At 57.2% G+C, this 18,228-nt stretch carries 14 protein-coding genes and 1 tRNA gene; 9 read left to right on the plus strand and 6 right to left on the minus strand.

The window, feature by feature from the left end:
• Nucleotides 1-104 precede the first annotated feature (104 nt).
• From ampD to G7W63_RS02380, 3 genes are all read left to right on the plus strand, one after another.
• Nucleotides 105-722: a 1,6-anhydro-N-acetylmuramyl-L-alanine amidase AmpD gene (ampD, locus tag G7W63_RS02370; protein WP_166252600.1), complete on the plus strand. Its 618-nt coding sequence runs from the start codon at nt 105-107 to the stop codon at nt 720-722.
• Nucleotides 719-1,609: a regulatory signaling modulator protein AmpE gene (gene ampE, locus G7W63_RS02375; protein ID WP_166252603.1), complete on the plus strand. Its 891-nt coding sequence runs from the start codon at nt 719-721 to the stop codon at nt 1,607-1,609. The genes ampD and ampE overlap by 4 nt, the downstream gene beginning before the upstream one ends.
• A gap of 168 nt (nt 1,610-1,777) precedes the next feature.
• A complete protein-coding gene (locus G7W63_RS02380) occupies nt 1,778-3,808 on the plus strand; it encodes a methyl-accepting chemotaxis protein (RefSeq protein ID WP_166252606.1) in 2,031 nt (676 codons plus the stop codon).
• A gap of 57 nt (nt 3,809-3,865) precedes the next feature.
• Here G7W63_RS02380 and G7W63_RS02385 read toward each other — a convergent pair whose 3' ends face one another.
• The 5 genes from G7W63_RS02385 to G7W63_RS02405 all read right to left on the minus strand — a co-directional run bounded on the left by G7W63_RS02385 (nt 3,866) and on the right by G7W63_RS02405 (nt 10,281).
• Nucleotides 3,866-4,414 (minus strand): cob(I)yrinic acid a,c-diamide adenosyltransferase, encoded by a 549-nt coding sequence (locus G7W63_RS02385; protein WP_166252609.1) that lies wholly within the window; start codon nt 4,412-4,414, stop codon nt 3,866-3,868.
• Between the two features lie 13 nt (nt 4,415-4,427).
• Nucleotides 4,428-5,372 carry a ketopantoate reductase family protein gene (locus tag G7W63_RS02390; protein WP_242634280.1) on the minus strand — a complete coding sequence of 315 codons (945 nt, stop codon included), beginning with the start codon at nt 5,370-5,372 and terminating at the stop codon, nt 4,428-4,430.
• A 2-nt stretch (nt 5,373-5,374) separates the two neighbouring features.
• Nucleotides 5,375-8,227: a valine--tRNA ligase gene (locus G7W63_RS02395; RefSeq protein ID WP_166252612.1), complete on the minus strand. Its 2,853-nt coding sequence runs from the start codon at nt 8,225-8,227 to the stop codon at nt 5,375-5,377.
• Between the two features lie 121 nt (nt 8,228-8,348).
• Entirely contained in the window at nt 8,349-8,807 is a 459-nt protein-coding gene (locus G7W63_RS02400; RefSeq protein WP_166252615.1) for a DNA polymerase III subunit chi, read from the minus strand.
• Nucleotides 8,794-10,281 (minus strand): leucyl aminopeptidase, encoded by a 1,488-nt coding sequence (locus G7W63_RS02405; RefSeq protein ID WP_166252618.1) that lies wholly within the window; start codon nt 10,279-10,281, stop codon nt 8,794-8,796. Before G7W63_RS02405 ends, G7W63_RS02400 begins: the two co-directional genes overlap by 14 nt.
• A gap of 260 nt (nt 10,282-10,541) precedes the next feature.
• Between G7W63_RS02405 and lptF the strand changes: the two genes are divergently transcribed.
• Together lptF and lptG are read left to right on the plus strand one after the other, a co-directional pair.
• Nucleotides 10,542-11,645 carry an LPS export ABC transporter permease LptF gene (gene lptF, locus G7W63_RS02410; protein WP_166252621.1) on the plus strand — a complete coding sequence of 368 codons (1,104 nt, stop codon included), beginning with the start codon at nt 10,542-10,544 and terminating at the stop codon, nt 11,643-11,645.
• The gene (lptG, locus tag G7W63_RS02415; protein WP_166252624.1) at nt 11,638-12,699 is read left to right on the plus strand and encodes an LPS export ABC transporter permease LptG; all 1,062 of its coding nucleotides are present in this window, start codon (nt 11,638-11,640) and stop codon (nt 12,697-12,699) included. Before lptF ends, lptG begins: the two co-directional genes overlap by 8 nt.
• 27 nt (nt 12,700-12,726) lie before the next feature.
• Here the strand turns inward: lptG and G7W63_RS02420 are convergent, their stop codons facing one another.
• The gene (locus tag G7W63_RS02420) at nt 12,727-13,209 is read right to left on the minus strand and encodes an RDD family protein (RefSeq protein ID WP_166252627.1); all 483 of its coding nucleotides are present in this window, start codon (nt 13,207-13,209) and stop codon (nt 12,727-12,729) included.
• A 324-nt stretch (nt 13,210-13,533) separates the two neighbouring features.
• On the opposite strand from G7W63_RS02420, the gene alaS reads away from it, so the two are divergent.
• The 4 genes from alaS to G7W63_RS02440 all read left to right on the plus strand — a co-directional run bounded on the left by alaS (nt 13,534) and on the right by G7W63_RS02440 (nt 18,120).
• Entirely contained in the window at nt 13,534-16,161 is a 2,628-nt protein-coding gene (alaS, locus tag G7W63_RS02425) for an alanine--tRNA ligase (RefSeq protein ID WP_166252630.1), read from the plus strand.
• Nucleotides 16,162-16,284: 123 nt separating this feature from the next.
• A complete protein-coding gene (locus tag G7W63_RS02430; protein ID WP_166252633.1) occupies nt 16,285-17,517 on the plus strand; it encodes an aspartate kinase in 1,233 nt (410 codons plus the stop codon).
• Nucleotides 17,518-17,701: 184 nt separating this feature from the next.
• Nucleotides 17,702-17,902: a carbon storage regulator CsrA gene (gene csrA / locus G7W63_RS02435; protein WP_166252636.1), complete on the plus strand. Its 201-nt coding sequence runs from the start codon at nt 17,702-17,704 to the stop codon at nt 17,900-17,902.
• A 128-nt stretch (nt 17,903-18,030) separates the two neighbouring features.
• Nucleotides 18,031-18,120 (plus strand) — tRNA-Ser (locus G7W63_RS02440).
• Nucleotides 18,121-18,228 lie beyond the last annotated feature (108 nt).

Raw genomic sequence — 18,228 nt, forward strand, 5'->3', positions numbered from 1 at the left:
GGCGGCGTGAATACCGATGTGCTTCAATCACTGGCAAATGAACAGACCCGGCCAGCATCAGTGCCGAAGGCCGGCCTCCCTGAGTCGAGGCTAGTGGAGCTCTCTTGAATTCAGCCAATGTGTCACAAGCAGATCCGGACCGGCTCAGGAAGACCGGTCGTATACCGGGCGCAGTCTGGTGCCCGTCCCCCAATTTCGGCCCCCGCCCGGTCAGGGCCGGTATCTCGCTTCTGGTGATACACAACATCAGCCTTCCCCCTGGGCGCTATGGGGGCACCGCAATCGAGCGCTTCTTCTGCAACAGACTCGACGTCACAGAGCATCCTTACTTCGCAACGATTGCGCACCTTCAGGTCTCAGCCCACCTTCTAATCAAGCGAAACGGGGATTGTGTTCAGTTCGTCAGTTTGCTGGATCGAGCCTGGCACGCGGGGCGCTCGGCCTTCGGGGGTCAGTCCGAATGTAATGATTATTCCATCGGTATTGAGCTTGAGGGCACTGATGAGGACCCCTATGCCCAGGCGCAGTACCACCAACTCGCTGCCGTGAGTCGTCTGATCATGACTGCCTGGCCTGAGATCACGCCCGCACGCATTACCGGCCATTGTGACATTGCCCCGGGACGTAAAACCGACCCGGGTCCGGCGTTCGACTGGCAGCTTTACCGGAATCTGATGTCGGCGCGTGTTCCTGAAATATCCGGAAGAGGCCCCGACAGATGACGTTTGTGCTGATGGTTGTGGCCTACATTGTGCGCAGGAATCTGGACAGCGCGGACCGCCTGGATCCGGATGCCTTCTGGCGCCGCTGTTTCCGCTTTGGCGGACGGGCCCGACCCGGAAAGGAAAAAAGGTTATGGCCAGCAGTGCTTGTGGTGCTGGTTCCATCCGTTGTCTTGATCATCGCCAGTTACGGGCTGCGGGAGTCATCCTGGTCTGCCATGGTCTATCCCCTCCATCTTCTGTTATTGATCCTGTTGCTGGGCACTCCCGGATGGCACCAGAGCCTGGCAGAGTATAGTGGGGCCTGGCAGCGAGGCGACATGCAAGCGGCCTGGCATCGAATAAAAGCACGGCTGACCGCCCAGGAGCGAGGGCAGGCATCAGCGCCAGCGGACCTGCATCTGGTTGTATCCAACAGATTTATCACCGCCGTGTTCGAGCGCTACTTCCTGATCATGTTCTGGTATGTGGTTGGCGGCATCGGTGTCGCCTTCCTGGTGCGGGGCATCATTGCCCTGAGAGAGCACTGGCCTCAGGCGGCCGCCAGACCTTCGTTTAGGTTGGCCGTTCACGTGTTGGCCTGGGTTCCGGTTCGTCTGCTGGCGTTTTCATTTGGCCTGGCGGGCGATCTTGTCGGCTGGCTGCGCCAGGCCGGGACCTATCTGTTTTCCGCCAGCTCGAAAACCGATGAGGTACTCATGGCTGCAGCCAACAGTGCGCTGACCGGGTATGCCCTGGACCCGGTGGGCTTCGCCCGGGTACAACCGGATGGCTGGTTGAACTTCGGTAACCAGAGTTTGAGTGCCATCCGTGATCTCCTGAACAGAAGTATGCTGGTCTGGGTCTGTGTCTGGGCTCTGTTGGTGATTGCCGGGCTGCTCGACTGAAGTTCCGGTCCTCTTTCGGGCAGGTCCGGCGCCCCGACCTGTCTTAGGCTTTTCCCCTGTTTACAATTAGATACCAAATAGCTATTTAAGTTTTTAGCGATACGGGCGACAAAAGGATTATAAGAAAAACTTTTTTAGATGCATTATGCATTTGCCTGGGAGCCTCCTGTGAAGCAATTGATCTATCCGGCTGTAGCGCTAATGAATCGCCTGCCGATGTTCTACAAGTTCAGTCTGATCAGTGTGCTTTTTCTCTTGCCTATCGTCGGGCTTGCCAGTCTTGTGGTCAGCCAGCTAAATCACTCCGTGGTCACCATGACCCGAAGTGTGGAGGGCCTTGAGCGACTCCAGGAAGTCGACCATATGCTCGATGCCGCCGTGCGTTACAGAGATTATGGCGCTCCTGGCAAGATCAAGAATGACGAGGCACTGCTTGCCAAGGCCCGGGCAGCACGGGCTGAAATTGATGAAACCTTCGCGGCCTTCCTTGATGAGGCAACCCATTTTGACACTAATGGTAACTGGCAAACTCAGGTCGAAACGCTGCAGGCCGATTGGGAAAAACTGAAGTCTGAAGATCTTTACCAGCAGAACTTTGACCCGCAATTCAAGTACTACCACGAGTTTGTGCAGAAAGTGCGCGCGTTGATGACCGGCACAATGCAGATCTCGGGCCTCTCCCAGGATACCTCCCGCAGCAATCAGCTGATGCTGGAACTCACCACCGTTACCTTGCCGAACCTCCATAGTGCCATAGGCCGTGCCCGGTCTTACGGGGTCTTTGCCCTGGTTGACGGTCAGCTTGGTTACGCCCTTGGTGATGTGATCAATGAAATCTACGATTCCATGACCAATCTGGACAGCGTGGTTCAGCCGGCCCTGACGGTTGTGGCAAGCGCTTCCCCAAGTCTGGAAAACCAGGCCGGCAACACGCTTGGCGAGGTATCCAGCAGCGTTGAAATAGTCCAGTTGCTGGTCGAAGAGCACATCATTACGCCTATGCGCCTAGAGATGCCCTGGCAGGAATATGACGGTCTTCTGACAGACCAGATCCAGCCCATCAATGACCTTAACCAGGCTATTTTTGACATTATTGGCAGTGACCTTGAGGTCCGGCTTGCCGATGAGCTTGGCCAGCGCAACCTGATATTCCTGGCACTGGCACTGGTCCTGATCATTGTTGTCTACCTCTATATCGGGTTTTTCATGTCTGTGCGGACCGCCATTACGTCATTCAGCAAGGCGGCCCGTGCGGTGGCAGACGGCGACATGACGGTTCAGATTGACTTGGACAACCGGGATGAGTTGGGTGCTCTGACCAGGGAATTCAACAACATGACCACGAAAATGGCAGAGCTGGTTCGCTCTGTCAGTACCACGACCCAGGACGTGGATCAGCAGGCTTCAAGGGTGAATGATACCGCCACGTCCAACCGTGATGCGGTTGCCAGGCAGATGGAAGAGACCCACCAGATTACAGACGCCATGCACCAGATGGTGGAAACCGTGCAGGAGGTTGCCGAGAGTGCTCACCGCGCGTCGGACTCTGCGGGCCTGGCTGAGAAGGATGCGGATCGGGGCCGGGAAGTGGTTGCGGAAACTGTGGCAACCATTAACCAGTTGTCCACGGAAATCACCGGTGCTGTTGAGACGATTAACCGGGTAAGCGGCGATAGCGCGAGCATCAGTCAGGTGCTTGTGGAAATAAAGGCCATTGCCGAACAGACCAACTTGCTGGCGTTGAACGCTGCCATTGAGGCCGCGCGGGCTGGCGAGCAGGGTCGGGGATTTGCCGTGGTGGCCGATGAAGTCCGTTCGCTGGCCCAGCGTACCCACAAGTCCACGGAAGAGATCGAAGGCATGATCGCGCGCCTTCAGAGCGGTGTTAAAGACGCGGTCACGGCCATGACCAACAGCCATGAGGTGACCCAGAAAACCGTTCTGAAGTCCTCGGATGTGTCTGAAGCTCTGGATAGGATTGTTGCTGGCATAGCCACAATCGTGGACATGAGTCACCAGATTGCCCAGGCGGCGGAAGAGCAGGCAGCGGTGGCAAAAAACGTCAATGCCAACGTGGAGCAGATCAGTGTTTTGGGCACCGAGACCGCCGGTAATGCCGACGAGACCCTGGCAGCATCACGGCAGATGTCCGATCTTACCGCAGCCCTCCAGCGACTGGTGGAAGCATTCAGGTTCTGATTTAACCGGTCCCGGGCACTTGTGGCCCGGGACCCCCGCCGTTCGTGTCAATTACTGTCAGCTTGTCTGTTCCCAGAGAATTTCCTGAGCACCATCCCTTCTCGCCAGTACCCTTGCCATCACGAACAGCAGATCGGACAACCGGTTGAGGTATTGCCTTGATGCCGAATTGATGGAGTCTTCATGTCCCAGGGCAACCACGACCCGTTCGGCACGGCGACAGACAGCACGGGCCATGTGGCACTGGGCTGTGGCTTTTGAACCGCCGGGCAGGATGAAGTTTTTCAGGGCCGGCAAGTCTTCATTGTGATGATCCAGGGTCTGCTCGAGCCAGTTGATATGAGTATCGCCAATCACCCGACTGCCCGGTATGGCAAACTCACCACCCAGGTCAAACAGGTGATGCTGGATCCGCTTCAATGTCGGCACCAGGTCGTCTTCCGGACTCAGTTCCTCTATGAGCAGGCCAATGTGACAGTTAAGCTCATCGGCAGAGCCCATGGCGTCGACCCGTTGGGCGTTCTTGGCAATCCGGCTGCCATCGGCCAGCCCGGTGGAGCCGTCATCACCAGTTTTGGTGTAGATTTTGGACAATCGGTAGCCCATACAATTACTCCCGTTACTCAATAGTGGATAAGGCTTTTACCGTGTCAACCAGCATACGGTTCACTTGTGCCGGAAATCCCAGTTCATCACAGCGCGCGCAAAGCCAGCCGTTGATGAAGTCTATCTCGGTTCGGCGACCGGATATTACATCCGCCCTCATGGACGACGTATTGCCGGCGGTAGTCCGGGCGACCTGTTCAATCATGCCTCGCCACTCCGAAGCGGGCAGCGACTGTCCTTCATTGGCCATGACCACGGACGCCTCATCGCAAAGGGCATCAATACAGTCAAGGTAAAACGGATGGCCGAGAATCGCGCCGTTTGAACAGTCCAGAATAGCGGTGAACGGATTGATGCCGGCATTGACCACCAGTTTCCTGAGCATACGGCGGCGGATGAGCGGTTCAGGGTGGACTACCAGACCGCTTCTTCCGAGACTGCGCGTAACCTGCTCCTGGACCGCACTGCCGGCCCTGTTGATGCCGCCGACCCAGGTTTCGCCGCGACCTGCATGGATCAGTGAGCCTTCGCGAGGCCGGTTAGCCCCTTCAGTGGTCACAGCAGCGAGTATGGGACGATCAGGGTGGGTTTCGGCTGCAGTATCCTGGCTGCCCATGCCGTTCTGAAAGAGCACAATTGGCGTATCCAGGGGCAGGTGATCAACTACACCGGCAAGGGCGTCCCGGGCGTTATAGGCCTTGGTGGTGACCAGCAGCAGGCGGGGCGGGTGCAATGCGCTGGGCCAATGCCATGGCACAGAAACATTGACCTGCCCGGGTTTTGCGAGGGCTTCTTCAAGGTGGAATTCACAATTGCCCCCTTGTTGCGGGTTCCGGGGCACAAAGCCAACGGTGCCCGGAGTCAGATGAGCGGCCCAAAGCCGGCCGAGGGCGCCGGCGCCCAGAATCAGGCAGTCAGGGAATTCTGGACTCCGCCGGGCGCCGCTGCCAGTTTTCACGCCTACATTGCCTCAATGGCTTTTCTCTGGCCCTGCAGGCGTTCAAGACTGCCCTGGGCGTCGCTGAGCTTGGCTTTCTCTTTATGGACAACGTCAGCCGGTGCCTTGGCAGTAAACTTTTCATTGCCAAGTTTGCCTTCCAGACGGCTGATCTCCTTGCCCAGGCGCTCCAGCTCCCGGTCGAGGCGTGCCATTTCGGCGTCCTTGTCGATGAGCCCGGCCATCGGAACCAGGACTTCCATATCGCCAACCAGTTGGGTTGCACACATGGGGGCTTCCTGATCGCTGAGCCAGGTGAGACTCTCCAGTTTCGCCAGAGAACTGAGGAACTGCTGGTTTTCGGTCATCCGGCGCTGGTCCTCCGGGCTGCCATTGCGCAACAGCACCGGTATCTTGCGGGCGGGCGAGATGTTCATTTCACCGCGTATGTTCCTCACCGCTTCGATAACGCCCTTTACCCATTCAATATCAGCAACCGCCGTCGGATCCTCCCGTTCCACGTCCGGCGCAGGGTAGGGCTGCAGCATGATGCTGTCCCCCTGTTTGCCGGCGAGGGGCGCAATGCGCTGCCAGATCTCTTCGGTAATAAACGGCATGATCGGGTGGGCAAGGCGCAGGACAGCCTCCAGCACACCGACCAGGGTGCGCCTGGTGCCCCGCTTAGCCTCCGTAGTGGCCTGTTCGTCGTTCAGAACGGGCTTGGACAGCTCGAGGTACCAGTCGCAGTATTCGTTCCAGATGAACTCGTACAGGGCATAGGCTGCCAAATCAAAACGGTACTGTTCCAGGTGACGGATTACGTCCTGTTCGCAGTTCTGCAAGGCGCTGATAATCCAGCGGTCGGCCAGGGAAAGCGTCACCGTCTCGCCGTTAACGCCGCAATCCTCACCCTCTGTATTCATCAGAACGTAACGGGCAGCGTTCCATAACTTGTTGCAGAAGTTCCGGTAGCCCTCCAGGCGCTTCATGTCCCAATTGATGTCCCGTCCCGTGGTCGCCATGGCTGCCAGGGTAAAGCGCAGGGCATCGGTCCCATGGGGGGTGATACCCTCGGGGAATTCCTTTTGTGTCCGCTTGCCGATCTTCTGGGCCAGCTTGGGCTGCATCATGTTGCCGGTGCGTTTGGCGAGCAGGTCTTCCAGGCTGATGCCGTCAATCATATCCAGGGGATCCAGGACATTGCCCTTGGACTTGGACACTTTATCGCCGTGCTCGTCCCGGATCAGACCGGTGACATAGACGGTTTTGAAGGGGACCTGGGGGGTACCGTCCTCATTCTTCATGAAGTGCATGGTCATCATGATCATGCGGGCGACCCAGAAGAAGATGATATCGAAACCGGTTACCAGCACATCCGTGGGGTGAAAGGTCTTCAGGCGCTCGGTCTGTTCCGGCCAACCCAGGGTGGCGAACGTCCACAGGGCAGAGCTGAACCAGGTATCCAGTACGTCCTCGTCCTGCTTCAGCTCAAGTTCCTGTGCCAGGTTGTGCTTGCTCCGTACCTCGGCCTCATCGTGGCCCACGTAGATATTGCCATCGTTGTCGTACCAGGCGGGGATACGGTGGCCCCACCATAATTGCCGGGAAATACACCAGTCCTGAATGTCCCGCATCCAGGAGAAGTACATATTTTCATATTGCTTGGGTACGAACTCGATCCGACCGTCTTCCACTGCCTCAATGGCGGGTTCGGCGAGCTTTTTGGCGTCGGCAAACCACTGGTCGGTCAGCATGGGTTCAATGATCAGCCCGGAGCGGTCGCCCCTCGGTACGCTGAGGACATGGTCTTCGACCTGGTGCAGCAACCCCTGTTGCTCAAGGTCGTCTGCAATCTGCTTGCGGGCGTTCTCACGGCTCATGCCGGCGTATGATGGCGGCAGTGAGGCGTCGATGTCCGTATTGACGGTTCCGTCGGTATTGAAGACTTCGGCGGTGCCACGAATGTCTGCATTGGCCGTCAGAACATTGATCATCGGCAGACTGTTGCGTTTGCCCACCGCGTAGTCATTGAAGTCATGGGCCGGGGTGATCTTGACGCAGCCACTGCCTTTTTCGGGGTCAGCGTGGGTGTCGGCAATGATCGGTATGGAACGGTTTACCAGCGGCAGCATGACGTGCTTGCCGATCAGGTGCTGGTAGCGCTCGTCGTCAGGATGTACCGCCACCGCGGTATCGCCCAGCATGGTTTCGGGCCGCGTCGTCGCGACCACCAGGTAATCCTTGCCGTCGAGGGTCTTGGCGCCTTCGGCCAGGGGGTATCTCAAGTGCCAGAAATGCCCCTTCTCTTCTTTGTTTTCCACTTCAAGATCGGAAATGGCGGTGTGCAGCTTGGGGTCCCAGTTGACCAGGCGTTTGCCGCGGTAAACCAGCCCATCCTCGTGCAGACGAATAAACACTTCCTGCACGGCTTTGTAAAAACCGTCGTCCATGGTGAACCGTTCATGGTCCCAGTCCACCGAATTGCCCAGCCGGCGCATTTGCCCGGTAATGGTTCCGCCCGAGTGCTCTTTCCATTGCCAGATGCGCTTAATGAAGTCTTCCCGACCCAGGTCATGGCGGGTTTTGTCCTCCTCAACGGCCAGCTTGCGCTCAACCACCATCTGCGTGGCAATGCCTGCATGGTCACTGCCTACTTGCCACAACGTGTTGTGACCCTGCATGCGCTTGAAGCGGGTAAGGGTATCCATGATGGTATGCTGGAACGCATGCCCCATGTGCAGGCTACCGGTGACGTTGGGCGGCGGAATCATCAGGCTGTAGGCCTCGCCCTGGCCGGTCGGGCGAAAATACCCCTTGTTTTCCCAGTTTCTGTACCACTGCTGCTCGATATTCTCTGGCTGGTAGGTTTTTTCCATGGGTGTCTGCTAATGACCGTTTATTGGTATGGATTGGGCAAATTCAGAAGCCGCAATTATACATGCTCGGCGACGGTGCGGCGAACCCGTACTGCCGGCCCTGAAGGTGGATGCGGGCTCGCTAGCGAGTGCGTTGGTCATGGACCTGGGGTTCGATACCCAGGGCCCGCAATTGCCTGAAGTGCGACCGGGCCTGATCCAGCACCATGGGATCGTTCTGGGCCACCAAGGCCAGGCGCGCAAACCGGTCCGCTTCGGCCGGCAGGGTGGAGGTCAGGATGATGGCCGTATCCCATTCCCGGGCGACCGGAGGACACAGCAGAATGCCGACAGGGTCCGAACAGGTGACCGCGGAGTCAGGGACAACTGAGTGGGGGATGAAGGCGTCGGGGCGAAACTGCCAAAGCAGATCATCCAGTTCCTCGGCCTGGCGGGCCGAGTCGCACAGAATGCAGACCCGGTCGCCCTGCTGGAAGGCCTTGTCCGCCAGCCGCACCGCGTGAAGATGACGGGCGGTGGCGGTAGGCTGAGCCAGGATATGAAACCAGTACGACCGGGCGGCGGGATTACTTGCCGACATTCGACATCAGGTAGTCGACCAGAAGCGGCACAGGCCGGCCTGAAGAGCCTTTGGTTTTGCCTGAGTGCCACGCAGTGCCGGCAATGTCCAGATGCGCCCAGCGGTAGTCCTTGGTGAACCGTGACAGGAAGCAGGCTGCGGTAATCGAACCGGCGGCGCGACCGCCAATGTTCTGCATATCCGCAAAGTTACTGTCCAGCAGGGGTTGGTATTCGTCCCAGATAGGCAGGCGCCAAACCCGGTCGCAGGCGCGCTCCCCGGCAGCTGTTAGTTGCTCTGCCAGGGCATCGTCATTACTGAACAGGCCGGTCGCCTGGTGGCCAAGGGCGATGATGCATGCGCCTGTCAGAGTGGCCAGATCCACAACCGTGGCGGGCTCGAAACGCTTGACGTAGGTCAGGGCGTCGCACAAAACCAGACGGCCCTCGGCATCGGTATTGAGGATCTCAATGGTCTGGCCCGACATGGAGGTCACGATGTCGCCGGGACGGGTGGCCGTTCCGCTGGGCATGTTTTCGGCGGCAGCGACGACCGCAACAACATTGATGGCAGGCTTGATCTCGGCAATGGCTTGCATGGCCCCGAATACGCTCGCCGCGCCTCCCATGTCGTACTTCATTTCATCCATGCCTTCGCCAGGCTTGATGCTGATGCCGCCGCTGTCGAAGGTGATGCCCTTGCCCACCAGTACATGGGGTTTGTCCTTGGACTTGCCGCCCCGGTATTCCATGATGATGAGTTTGGCCGGCTGGGCACTGCCCGCTGATACAGACAGCAATGAGTTCATGCCGAGCTTTTTCATCTGCTTCTCATCAAGAACCTCGGTCTTGATCACCTCATGGTCTTTCGCCATTTTCTCGGCCTGTTCCGCCAGCCAAGTAGGGTGGCAGACGTTAGGCGGCGTATTGCCGAGGTCGCGGGTCAGGTTCATGCCGCGGCCCGTGGCCAGGCCCAGAATCAGTGCGTCCTTCAGCGCCTTGCCGGTGCCGGAGGCCGCCACGGTCACTTTGGCGAGTTTAGGGGCCGGAGCCTTCTCGCTCTTGAACCCGGTAAAGCGGTACATCTGGTCTTCCAGGGTGCGTCCGATCAGGCTGACCCTGTCTGCCTCTGTCCAATCTGTCGTGTTGGTGCTGGTGTCAGCTAAAGTCACCAGCGCGTTCCTGGCGTTGCTGTCTTTGAGCTGAGAGAAAGCAGCAGTCAACGCCTTGCGGTAATTTGCCGGGGACCGGTCGCTGTCGCCACCGGTGCCGACTACAAGGATGCGATCCCAAGGCTTGTCGCTAACCGGGAACATCAGTGTACTGGCCAGTTTTCCCGTCATGTCACCCGCTTTGTGCAGCTCCGCAAGAAGCCCGCCCAGGGCGGCGTCTGCCTGCTGGGTTGAGTCAGGCCACTGGCCTTTTTCAGGCACGCCCACAACCAGGCAGTCCGCCTTGATGGCGTCAGGGGTCTTGCTGCTCAGGGTTACATTCATAATGTCTCCGGTATGCACTGGTGTGTTGGTAGAGGGCGTTCCGAGGCCAGGGGCCTGGTCAGACCGCACGCAGCGGGTATAAGCCCTGCAGAATACGGACAAAAATTACGATGGCTATAGGATTGTGGTTCTGGCGCCAATTATCAAGGGCGCCGGCCGTTCCTCTGTCATTCACCGGACAGGTTACATAGAATAGCGGCCACGTAGTCTGAACATCCGTGCCCCGTTAATCACTCTTCGTTCAATGGATCGAGATCGCTTTGACCCTCATTTTCCGCTACCTGACCCGACAAGTGATGATCAGCATGCTGGCTGTGTCAGGCATTTTGCTGATGGTTTTCATGAGCGGCCGTTTTATCAAGTACCTGGCGGATGCGGCGGCGGGAGAGCTGGCCGGCGATGTGCTTTTCCAGATCATGGCGTACCGCTTCCCCGGCTTTCTGGAGCTGATCCTGCCTCTGGGCTTTTTCATCGGCATTCTGCTGGCCTACGGCCGCATGTACCTGGAAAGCGAGATGACGGTTCTGTACGCCTGTGGTGTGAGCGAGCGCCAGATTCTAGCTCAGACTCTGGTTGGCAGTGTGGTCGTCATGCTGATTGTCGGGTCCATGAGTCTGTTCGTTTCGCCCTGGGGTATGAAGCAGGTCGAGGCTATCTTCAATGAACAGCGCAAGGCTACCGAATTCGAGATGCTTGCCCCGGGCAGGTTCCAGAGCCTTGAATCCGGCAACCGGGTGACCTATACCGAGGCCCTTAGTGATGACAAGCGTGAGCTGCAGGGGGTCTTTATTGCCGAGTTTGCTCCGGCAGGGAGCGGGCTTACCATTATCTCGGCCGAGACCGGCTCCCAGTTTATCGACCAGGATACCGGTAGCCGCTTTCTGGTCCTGCAGGAAGGCACACGTTTCGCTGGCGTCCCGGGCCGACTCGATTATGAAGTCACTGAATTCGAGGCCTATGGCCTGAAAATCCAGGGCGGCTCCGGCCGTGACCGGGAGCTGGACGAAGCGGTCAGTACCTGGGAGTTGATGTCTTCAGATGATCCAGAGGCCATTGCAACTTTACACTGGCGGTTCTCATTGCCCCTGATCGTACCCATCGTCACGCTTCTGGCGGTTCGCCTGAGTCGTGTAAACCCCCGGCAGGGCCGCTTCTTTCACCTGCTGCCAGCAATGCTGCTTTACATACTTTACCTTGGGCTTTTGATCGTGGCTCGGGATGCGCTGGCTGACCAGAAGGTGCCCGGCTGGCTGGGGATGCTCTGGGTGCATGCTCTCTTTCTTGTCCTCGGGCTCTGGCTGCAGTTCGGGCCGGCATGGTTACGCAAGCGCAAGCTACAGCGTGAGGAGCCGGCCCATGCGTAAACTTGACCGCTATGTCATGAGCTCCGTGGCAGGGGCCATGCTCCTTGTGATGCTGGTGGTACTGTCTCTCGACCTTATATTTGCCTTTATTGCCGAACTTGACGACGCCAAAAACGACTACCAGACACTTCAGGCACTGACGTACGTGTTCATGACCTTGCCTAGACGGATATATGACTATCTGCCGCTGGGCGCATTCATGGGTTGTCTGGTAGGGCTGGGTGCCATGGCCAGCTCTTCGGAACTGACCGTTATACGGGCAGCCGGGGTCTCAATACGGCGAATCGTATGGTCGGCGATGAAACCCACTCTGCTTATCGTGCTTGTGGGGCTTTTGATTGGCGAATACGTAGCACCGCCGACGGAACGCATGGCACAGAGCCAGAAGGCCATAGCCCAGGGGGCAGGCCAGAACATTGCCTCGGCCACGGGTATCTGGCATCGGGAAGGAGACACCTTTATTCATCTGAATGCGGTCCAGCCTGATGGCACGCTGCATGGAGTGTCGTTGTTCAGGTTCAACGACGACCGATGGCTGGCGTCGGCGACGTTTGCCAATCAGGCAACTTATCAGGGCGATCATTGGCTGCTGGACGAGGTAACCACAACCAGGCTCACGGAGCAGGGTGCGTCCCTGGAAACGGGTGAAAATGAGCGTTGGGAAAGTGGTCTGTCTCCCGATGTGCTCAGTGTGCTGATCGTCAAGCCCGAGAACCTGTCGATGTCAGGCCTGTTCACCTACGCCACGTATCTTGATGAGCAGGGCCTGCGGGCTGCAACCTACTGGCTTGCCTTCTGGAAAAAGGTCCTGATGCCCGTGGGGACCGCGGTCATGGTTCTGGTGGCGATTTCGTTCATCTTTGGCCCCCTGCGTTCGGTAACCATGGGGTTTCGGGTATTCACCGGCCTGATTGTCGGGCTCCTGTTCAAATACATGCAGGATTTGCTGGGGCCCATGAGCCTGGTGTTCGGCTTTGATCCGATGCTCGCCACGGTAGTCCCGATTGCGTTCAGCGGCCTGGTCGGCTTCCTGTTGATGCGCAAAGCCGGATAGCCGCCTGACGAGGCTGCCCCCACACGGCTATGTTTTCGGCACCTGAACAATACGGCTCTCTGAGAATTTATCCGGCCAGGTTTCGTTTTTTTTATCCCAGAGCATCCAGAGAAAGCCCAGGCCTGCCGTGAGCAGACTTGCCCATCCCATCATGAATCGCAGCAGAGCCTGTAGCCAGCTTATGGACGTGCCGTTGGCATTTTCGACCCGGATACGCCAGACCTGCATCCCCAGAGTCTGGCCGTTACGAGTCCAGAAATAGCCGAAGAACAGATACAGCGTAACGAAAAGGACCGACGTCAGCAGTGGATCGGTATTGAGGTGGCCGCCTTCCGCCAGTTCCAGGTAGCGGTCGAATCCGATGACCCAGGCTGCGAGTAACGTATACAACCATGTTACGACCAGAAGCACGGCGATGCAGATCAGGCCATCGTAAAGCATGGCCAGTAGGCGTTTAACCAAACCGGCTGTGGCGAGGGTTTCGTCCTGATCATGAAAACGTCGGGGCATAGCAACTCCAAGGGATTGACCTGTTTCAGGCGCGCAAGTATATCGTAATTGGTCCCTGTGAACCTCTCGCGGAGCGTCAGCGGTTTTTGGCCGAGCCGTTGGGAGTCGACTGCAGGATGACCCTGTCCTCATATTCCGCAACTGCCTGGGTGGATTTGCCCGCGCCAAGGCCTTTGCCGTTTTTACTCCCCGCGCCCTATGCTAGAGTAGCCGGCTTGTCCAGCCCGGCTTGGCTGTTTCTTGCGATTCGAGCCGGCGCCGGCTCACAGGTACACTGGTCAGTATGACTGACAGTATGACTGATCGATCTATCAGGATGGGGTTATGAAAACCGCACAGTTGCGACAGGCTTTTCTGGATTATTTCAAACAGCACGGCCATACCGTTGTGCCCAGCAGCTCGCTGGTGCCTGCCGATGACCCTACACTGCTGTTCACCAACGCAGGGATGAACCAGTTCAAGGACGTGTTCCTCGGCCGCGAAGCTCGTGACTACAGCCGGGCGACATCAACCCAGAAGTGTGTCCGGGCTGGGGGCAAGCACAACGATCTTGAAAATGTGGGCTACACCGCCCGTCATCACACGTTTTTTGAAATGCTGGGCAACTTCAGCTTCGGCGACTATTTCAAACGTGAGGCCATCAACTTTGCCTGGACTTTCCTGACCGGCGATCAATGGCTGTCTTTGCCCAAAGACAAGCTCTGGGTCACTATCTACGCAACGGATGACGAAGCCTTCGATATTTGGACCCGAGAAATGGGCGTGCCGGCGGAGCGTATCGTCCGTATCGGTGACAACAAGGGTGCTCCCTATGCCTCGGACAACTTCTGGCAGATGGGTGATACCGGCCCATGCGGTCCCTGTACCGAGATATTCTTTGACCATGGCCCGGACGTCGCGGGTGGCCCGCCGGGTAGCCCTGAAGAAGACGGCGACCGCTATATAGAGATCTGGAACGTGGTCTTCATGCAGTTCAACCGGGCTGCTGACGGCGAAATGCAGCCGCTGCCAAAGCCCTCGGTAGATACCGGTATGGGGCTTGAGCGTATAACTGCGGTTATGCAGGGTGTTCACAGCAACTATGAAATCGACCTGTTTCAGGATTTGCTGGCGGCCGCTTCTGATATTCTCGGTGGCATCGCGACCACAGAGGCTTCGTTGCGGGTGGTGGCAGACCATATCCGTTCCTGTGCCTTTCTTATTGCCGATGGTGTCATGCCCTCCAATGAAGGCCGCGGGTTTGTCCTGCGGCGTATCATCCGACGCGCTGCCCGACACGGTAACAAACTGGGTGCGACCGAACCGTTTTTCTATCGCCTCACGGGTGCCCTCGTCGATCTAATGGGCGAAGCTTTCCCCCAGCTGGTTCGTACCCAGGCCCAGATTGAAAGAGTGCTCCAGCAGGAGGAAGAGCAGTTCGCCAAGACTCTGGACAAAGGTCTGCGACTGCTTGAGCAGGATATAGCGGCACTCGATGCCAAGGTCATTCCCGGCGAAACGGTCTTTGCGCTATACGATACCTTTGGCTTCCCGGTGGACCTGACCAACGACATTGCCCGGGAGCGAGGCCTTACGCTGGACTACGATGGCTATGAAAAAGCCATGAATGCCCAGCGGGAACGTGCGCGTGCTGCCAGCAAGTTCGGTATCGACTACAACGCCGGACTGCGGCTTGAGGGCAGAACCGAGTTTACCGGTTACGAGCAGATCGACGGTCATGAAAAGATCAGCACCGTACTGGTCGGCGGTGAAGAAAAAACCGCTGAGGCGGGGGATGAGGCTGTCATCGTACTGGAACGCACGCCCTTTTATGCAGAATCCGGTGGCCAGGTAGGCGATACCGGTCTGCTGACCTGGAGTGGCGGCCGCTTCCAGGTAAAGGATACCCGCAAGGACGGTTCCCACCATCTGCACGTCGGCACGGTTATCGAAGGTGAATTCTTCCCGGGTCTTGAAGTCGACGCACACATTGATCACTCCCGGCGCCAGGCGACCGCACTGAACCACTCGGCTACCCATCTACTGCACGCCGCGCTCCGAAGGATTTTGGGAGAGCACGTAACCCAGAAGGGCTCGCTGGTTGATCCTGACAAGCTGCGTTTCGATTTCTCCCATTTCGAGCCGGTAACGCCTGAGCAGTTACGTGAAATCGAGCACCAGGTTAACGAACAGATCCAGGCCAATACCCCCGTCTCCACGGAATTAACCGATATGGAGGAGGCCCAGCGCAAGGGTGCCATGGCCCTGTTCGGCGAAAAATATGGCGATACCGTTCGCGTGCTGAGCATGGGTAAAGATGCCTACTCGGTGGAGCTTTGTGGCGGCACTCACGTTTCCCGAACGGGCGACATTGGCCTTTTAAGGATAACGTCCGAGAGCGGTATTTCTTCAGGTGTGCGACGCATCGAAGCGGTCACCGGTCAAGGTGCGCTGGCCTGGATGGAAGCCACCGACAAGGCCTTGCGTGAAGTCGCCGGGCTTGTGAAAGCCAGCCGTGACTCGGCAGTGGAAAAGGTCCAGGCGTTGGTGGAACGTTCGCGCCAGATGGAGAAGGAGCTCGAACAGCTCAAACAGAAACTGGCGAATTCGGCGGGCACGGATCTGGCGAGCATGGCCATCGAGGTCAATGGCCTTCAGGTTGTCGCTGCCGAGTTGCCAGGTGCCGATCGCAAGGCCCTGATGGATACGGCGGATCAGTTGAAGAACAAGCTTGGTGAGGGTGTGGTGGTGCTTGCCAGTGTGGAGGATGGCAAGGTGACGTTGGTCGCAGGAGTCACCAAGTCAGCCACCGGCCGGGTAAAGGCCGGGGATCTGATGAAATACCTGGCAGGCCAGGTGGATGGCAAAGGTGGTGGACGCCCGGATATGGCCCAGGGGGGAGGTAACGATCCCGCCAGGTTGCCCGGCGCGCTTGAGAGCGTGGCGGACTGGATCGCAAAGGCCACAAGCTAATATTTAGATTGTAAAGGTAACGCGGGCAATTATAATCCGCACGATTGTTAGGTAGCGGCGTTAAAAACCGCTTACGATGGCTTGTTCAAGACCGGCTGTTCCGGCTCGGATAGTAGGAAAAACATGGCTCTGTTGGTCCAGAAATTTGGCGGTACGTCGGTAGGCTCGACTGACCGCATTGAAGCCGTAGCTGAAAAGATAAGTCGCTTTCGCAAGGAAGGGCATGATGTTGTAGTTGTAGTGTCAGCCATGAGTGGTGAGACCAACCGGCTTATCGCTCTTGCAGAGGCAATCATGGATGAGCCCACGCCACGGGAAATGGATGTGCTGGTGTCCACGGGTGAGCAGGTCACCATTGCGCTGTTGGCCATGGCATTGCAAAAACGTAATTGTGAAGCCCGTTCCTATACCGGTGCCCAAGTGCGTATTCTGACAGATAGTGCCCATACCAAGGCTCGTATTCGCCAGATTGATGAACAGCGAATGCGGGAAGATCTGACGGCAGGTCGCGTTGTGGTCGTTGCCGGTTTTCAGGGCATGGATGAGCAGGGCAATATCACAACTCTCGGTCGAGGGGGCTCAGATACAACGGCAGTGGCACTTGCGGCGGCCCTGAAGGCCGACGAGTGTCAGATCTATACGGATGTGGACGGGGTCTATACTACCGACCCACGAGTTGTTGACAGCGCCAGACGCCTCGATCGCATCACTTTCGAAGAAATGATGGAAATGGCAAGCTTGGGTTCGAAGGTGTTACAGATACGTGCGGTTGAGTTTGCCGGTAAATACAATGTGCCGCTTCGGGTGCTGTCCAGTTTCGAAGAGGGTGGTGGCACCCTGATTACTCTTGAGGATGATAACGTCATGGAGCAACCGGTTGTTTCTGGCATAGCGTTCAATCGCGATGAAGCCAAGCTCACTATTTCCGGCGTACCGGATACACCTGGCAGTGCTCTGAGGATATTGAAGCCGATCAGTAACGCCAATATCGAAGTGGATATGATCGTGCAGAACGTAGGGGCAGACAACCGGACTGACTTCACGTTTACCGTTCATAGAAACGACTTTAGACGAGCAAAGGAAATTCTGGAGCGCGCAGCCACCGAACTCAAGGCAAGAGAAGTCAGTGGCGACAGCAAGATTGCCAAAGTGAGCATCGTCGGCGTAGGGATGAGATCTCACGCGGGCGTCGCCACGAAAATGTTTGAGGCACTTTCCGACGAGGGCATCAATATCAAGATGATTTCCACGTCTGAGATAAAAATTTCGGTAGTAATCGATGAAAAGTATCTTGAGCTTGCCGTTCGCGCACTGCACAGTGCGTTTGAACTGGACAAGCCCGGGGGAGAGGTGTGACAAGGATTTCAATTTGTCCGCACCTTGTAAAAAGGGAGCCATTCACAGGTAGCTAAGGTTTTGGCTACATGTACCGTTTATCAGCGCTTGAACCGCTTGTTAAGCCAGTGCGTGGTCCCATTATAAATGTTGTACGTAGTTGCTTATGTCGGAACAGTAGCTCTGAAAAAAGGGAGTAACGGACATGTTAATCTTAACGCGCCGTGTCGGCGAAACCCTGATGGTCGGTGACGAAGTTACTGTCACTGTACTGGGGGTGAAAGGGAATCAGGTACGAATTGGCGTAAATGCGCCCAAGGAAGTCGCCGTGCACCGGGAAGAAATTTACCAGCGCATTCAGAGCGAAAAGTCTGACTCTGATGGGCAGGAGCCCGGCAATAGCTGAGAATCGGGAAAACCGTCCGAGGGCATCTGGACGGTTTTTTTGTGGCGGACGTTCGAATCAGCTAAGAAAAAGTCGGCGTCAACCCTATGAAAACAGAAATATTATGGTACTATACGCCGCGTTCTCAAGGAGAGGTGGGTGAGTGGCTGAAACCAGCTCCCTGCTAAGGAGCCGTACGTTAATTCGTACCGAGGGTTCGAATCCCTCCCTCTCCGCCATCTATTTGGCGGGACACGAAAAGCAGTTGAAGTACAGATACAGAAAACCATGTTGCGCGGCTGTAGCTCAGCTGGATAGAGTACCTGGCTACGAACCAGGCGGTCGGA

It is taken from the genome of Marinobacter salicampi (assembly GCF_011074795.1).
Lineage (GTDB): Bacteria > Pseudomonadota > Gammaproteobacteria > Pseudomonadales > Oleiphilaceae > Marinobacter > Marinobacter salicampi.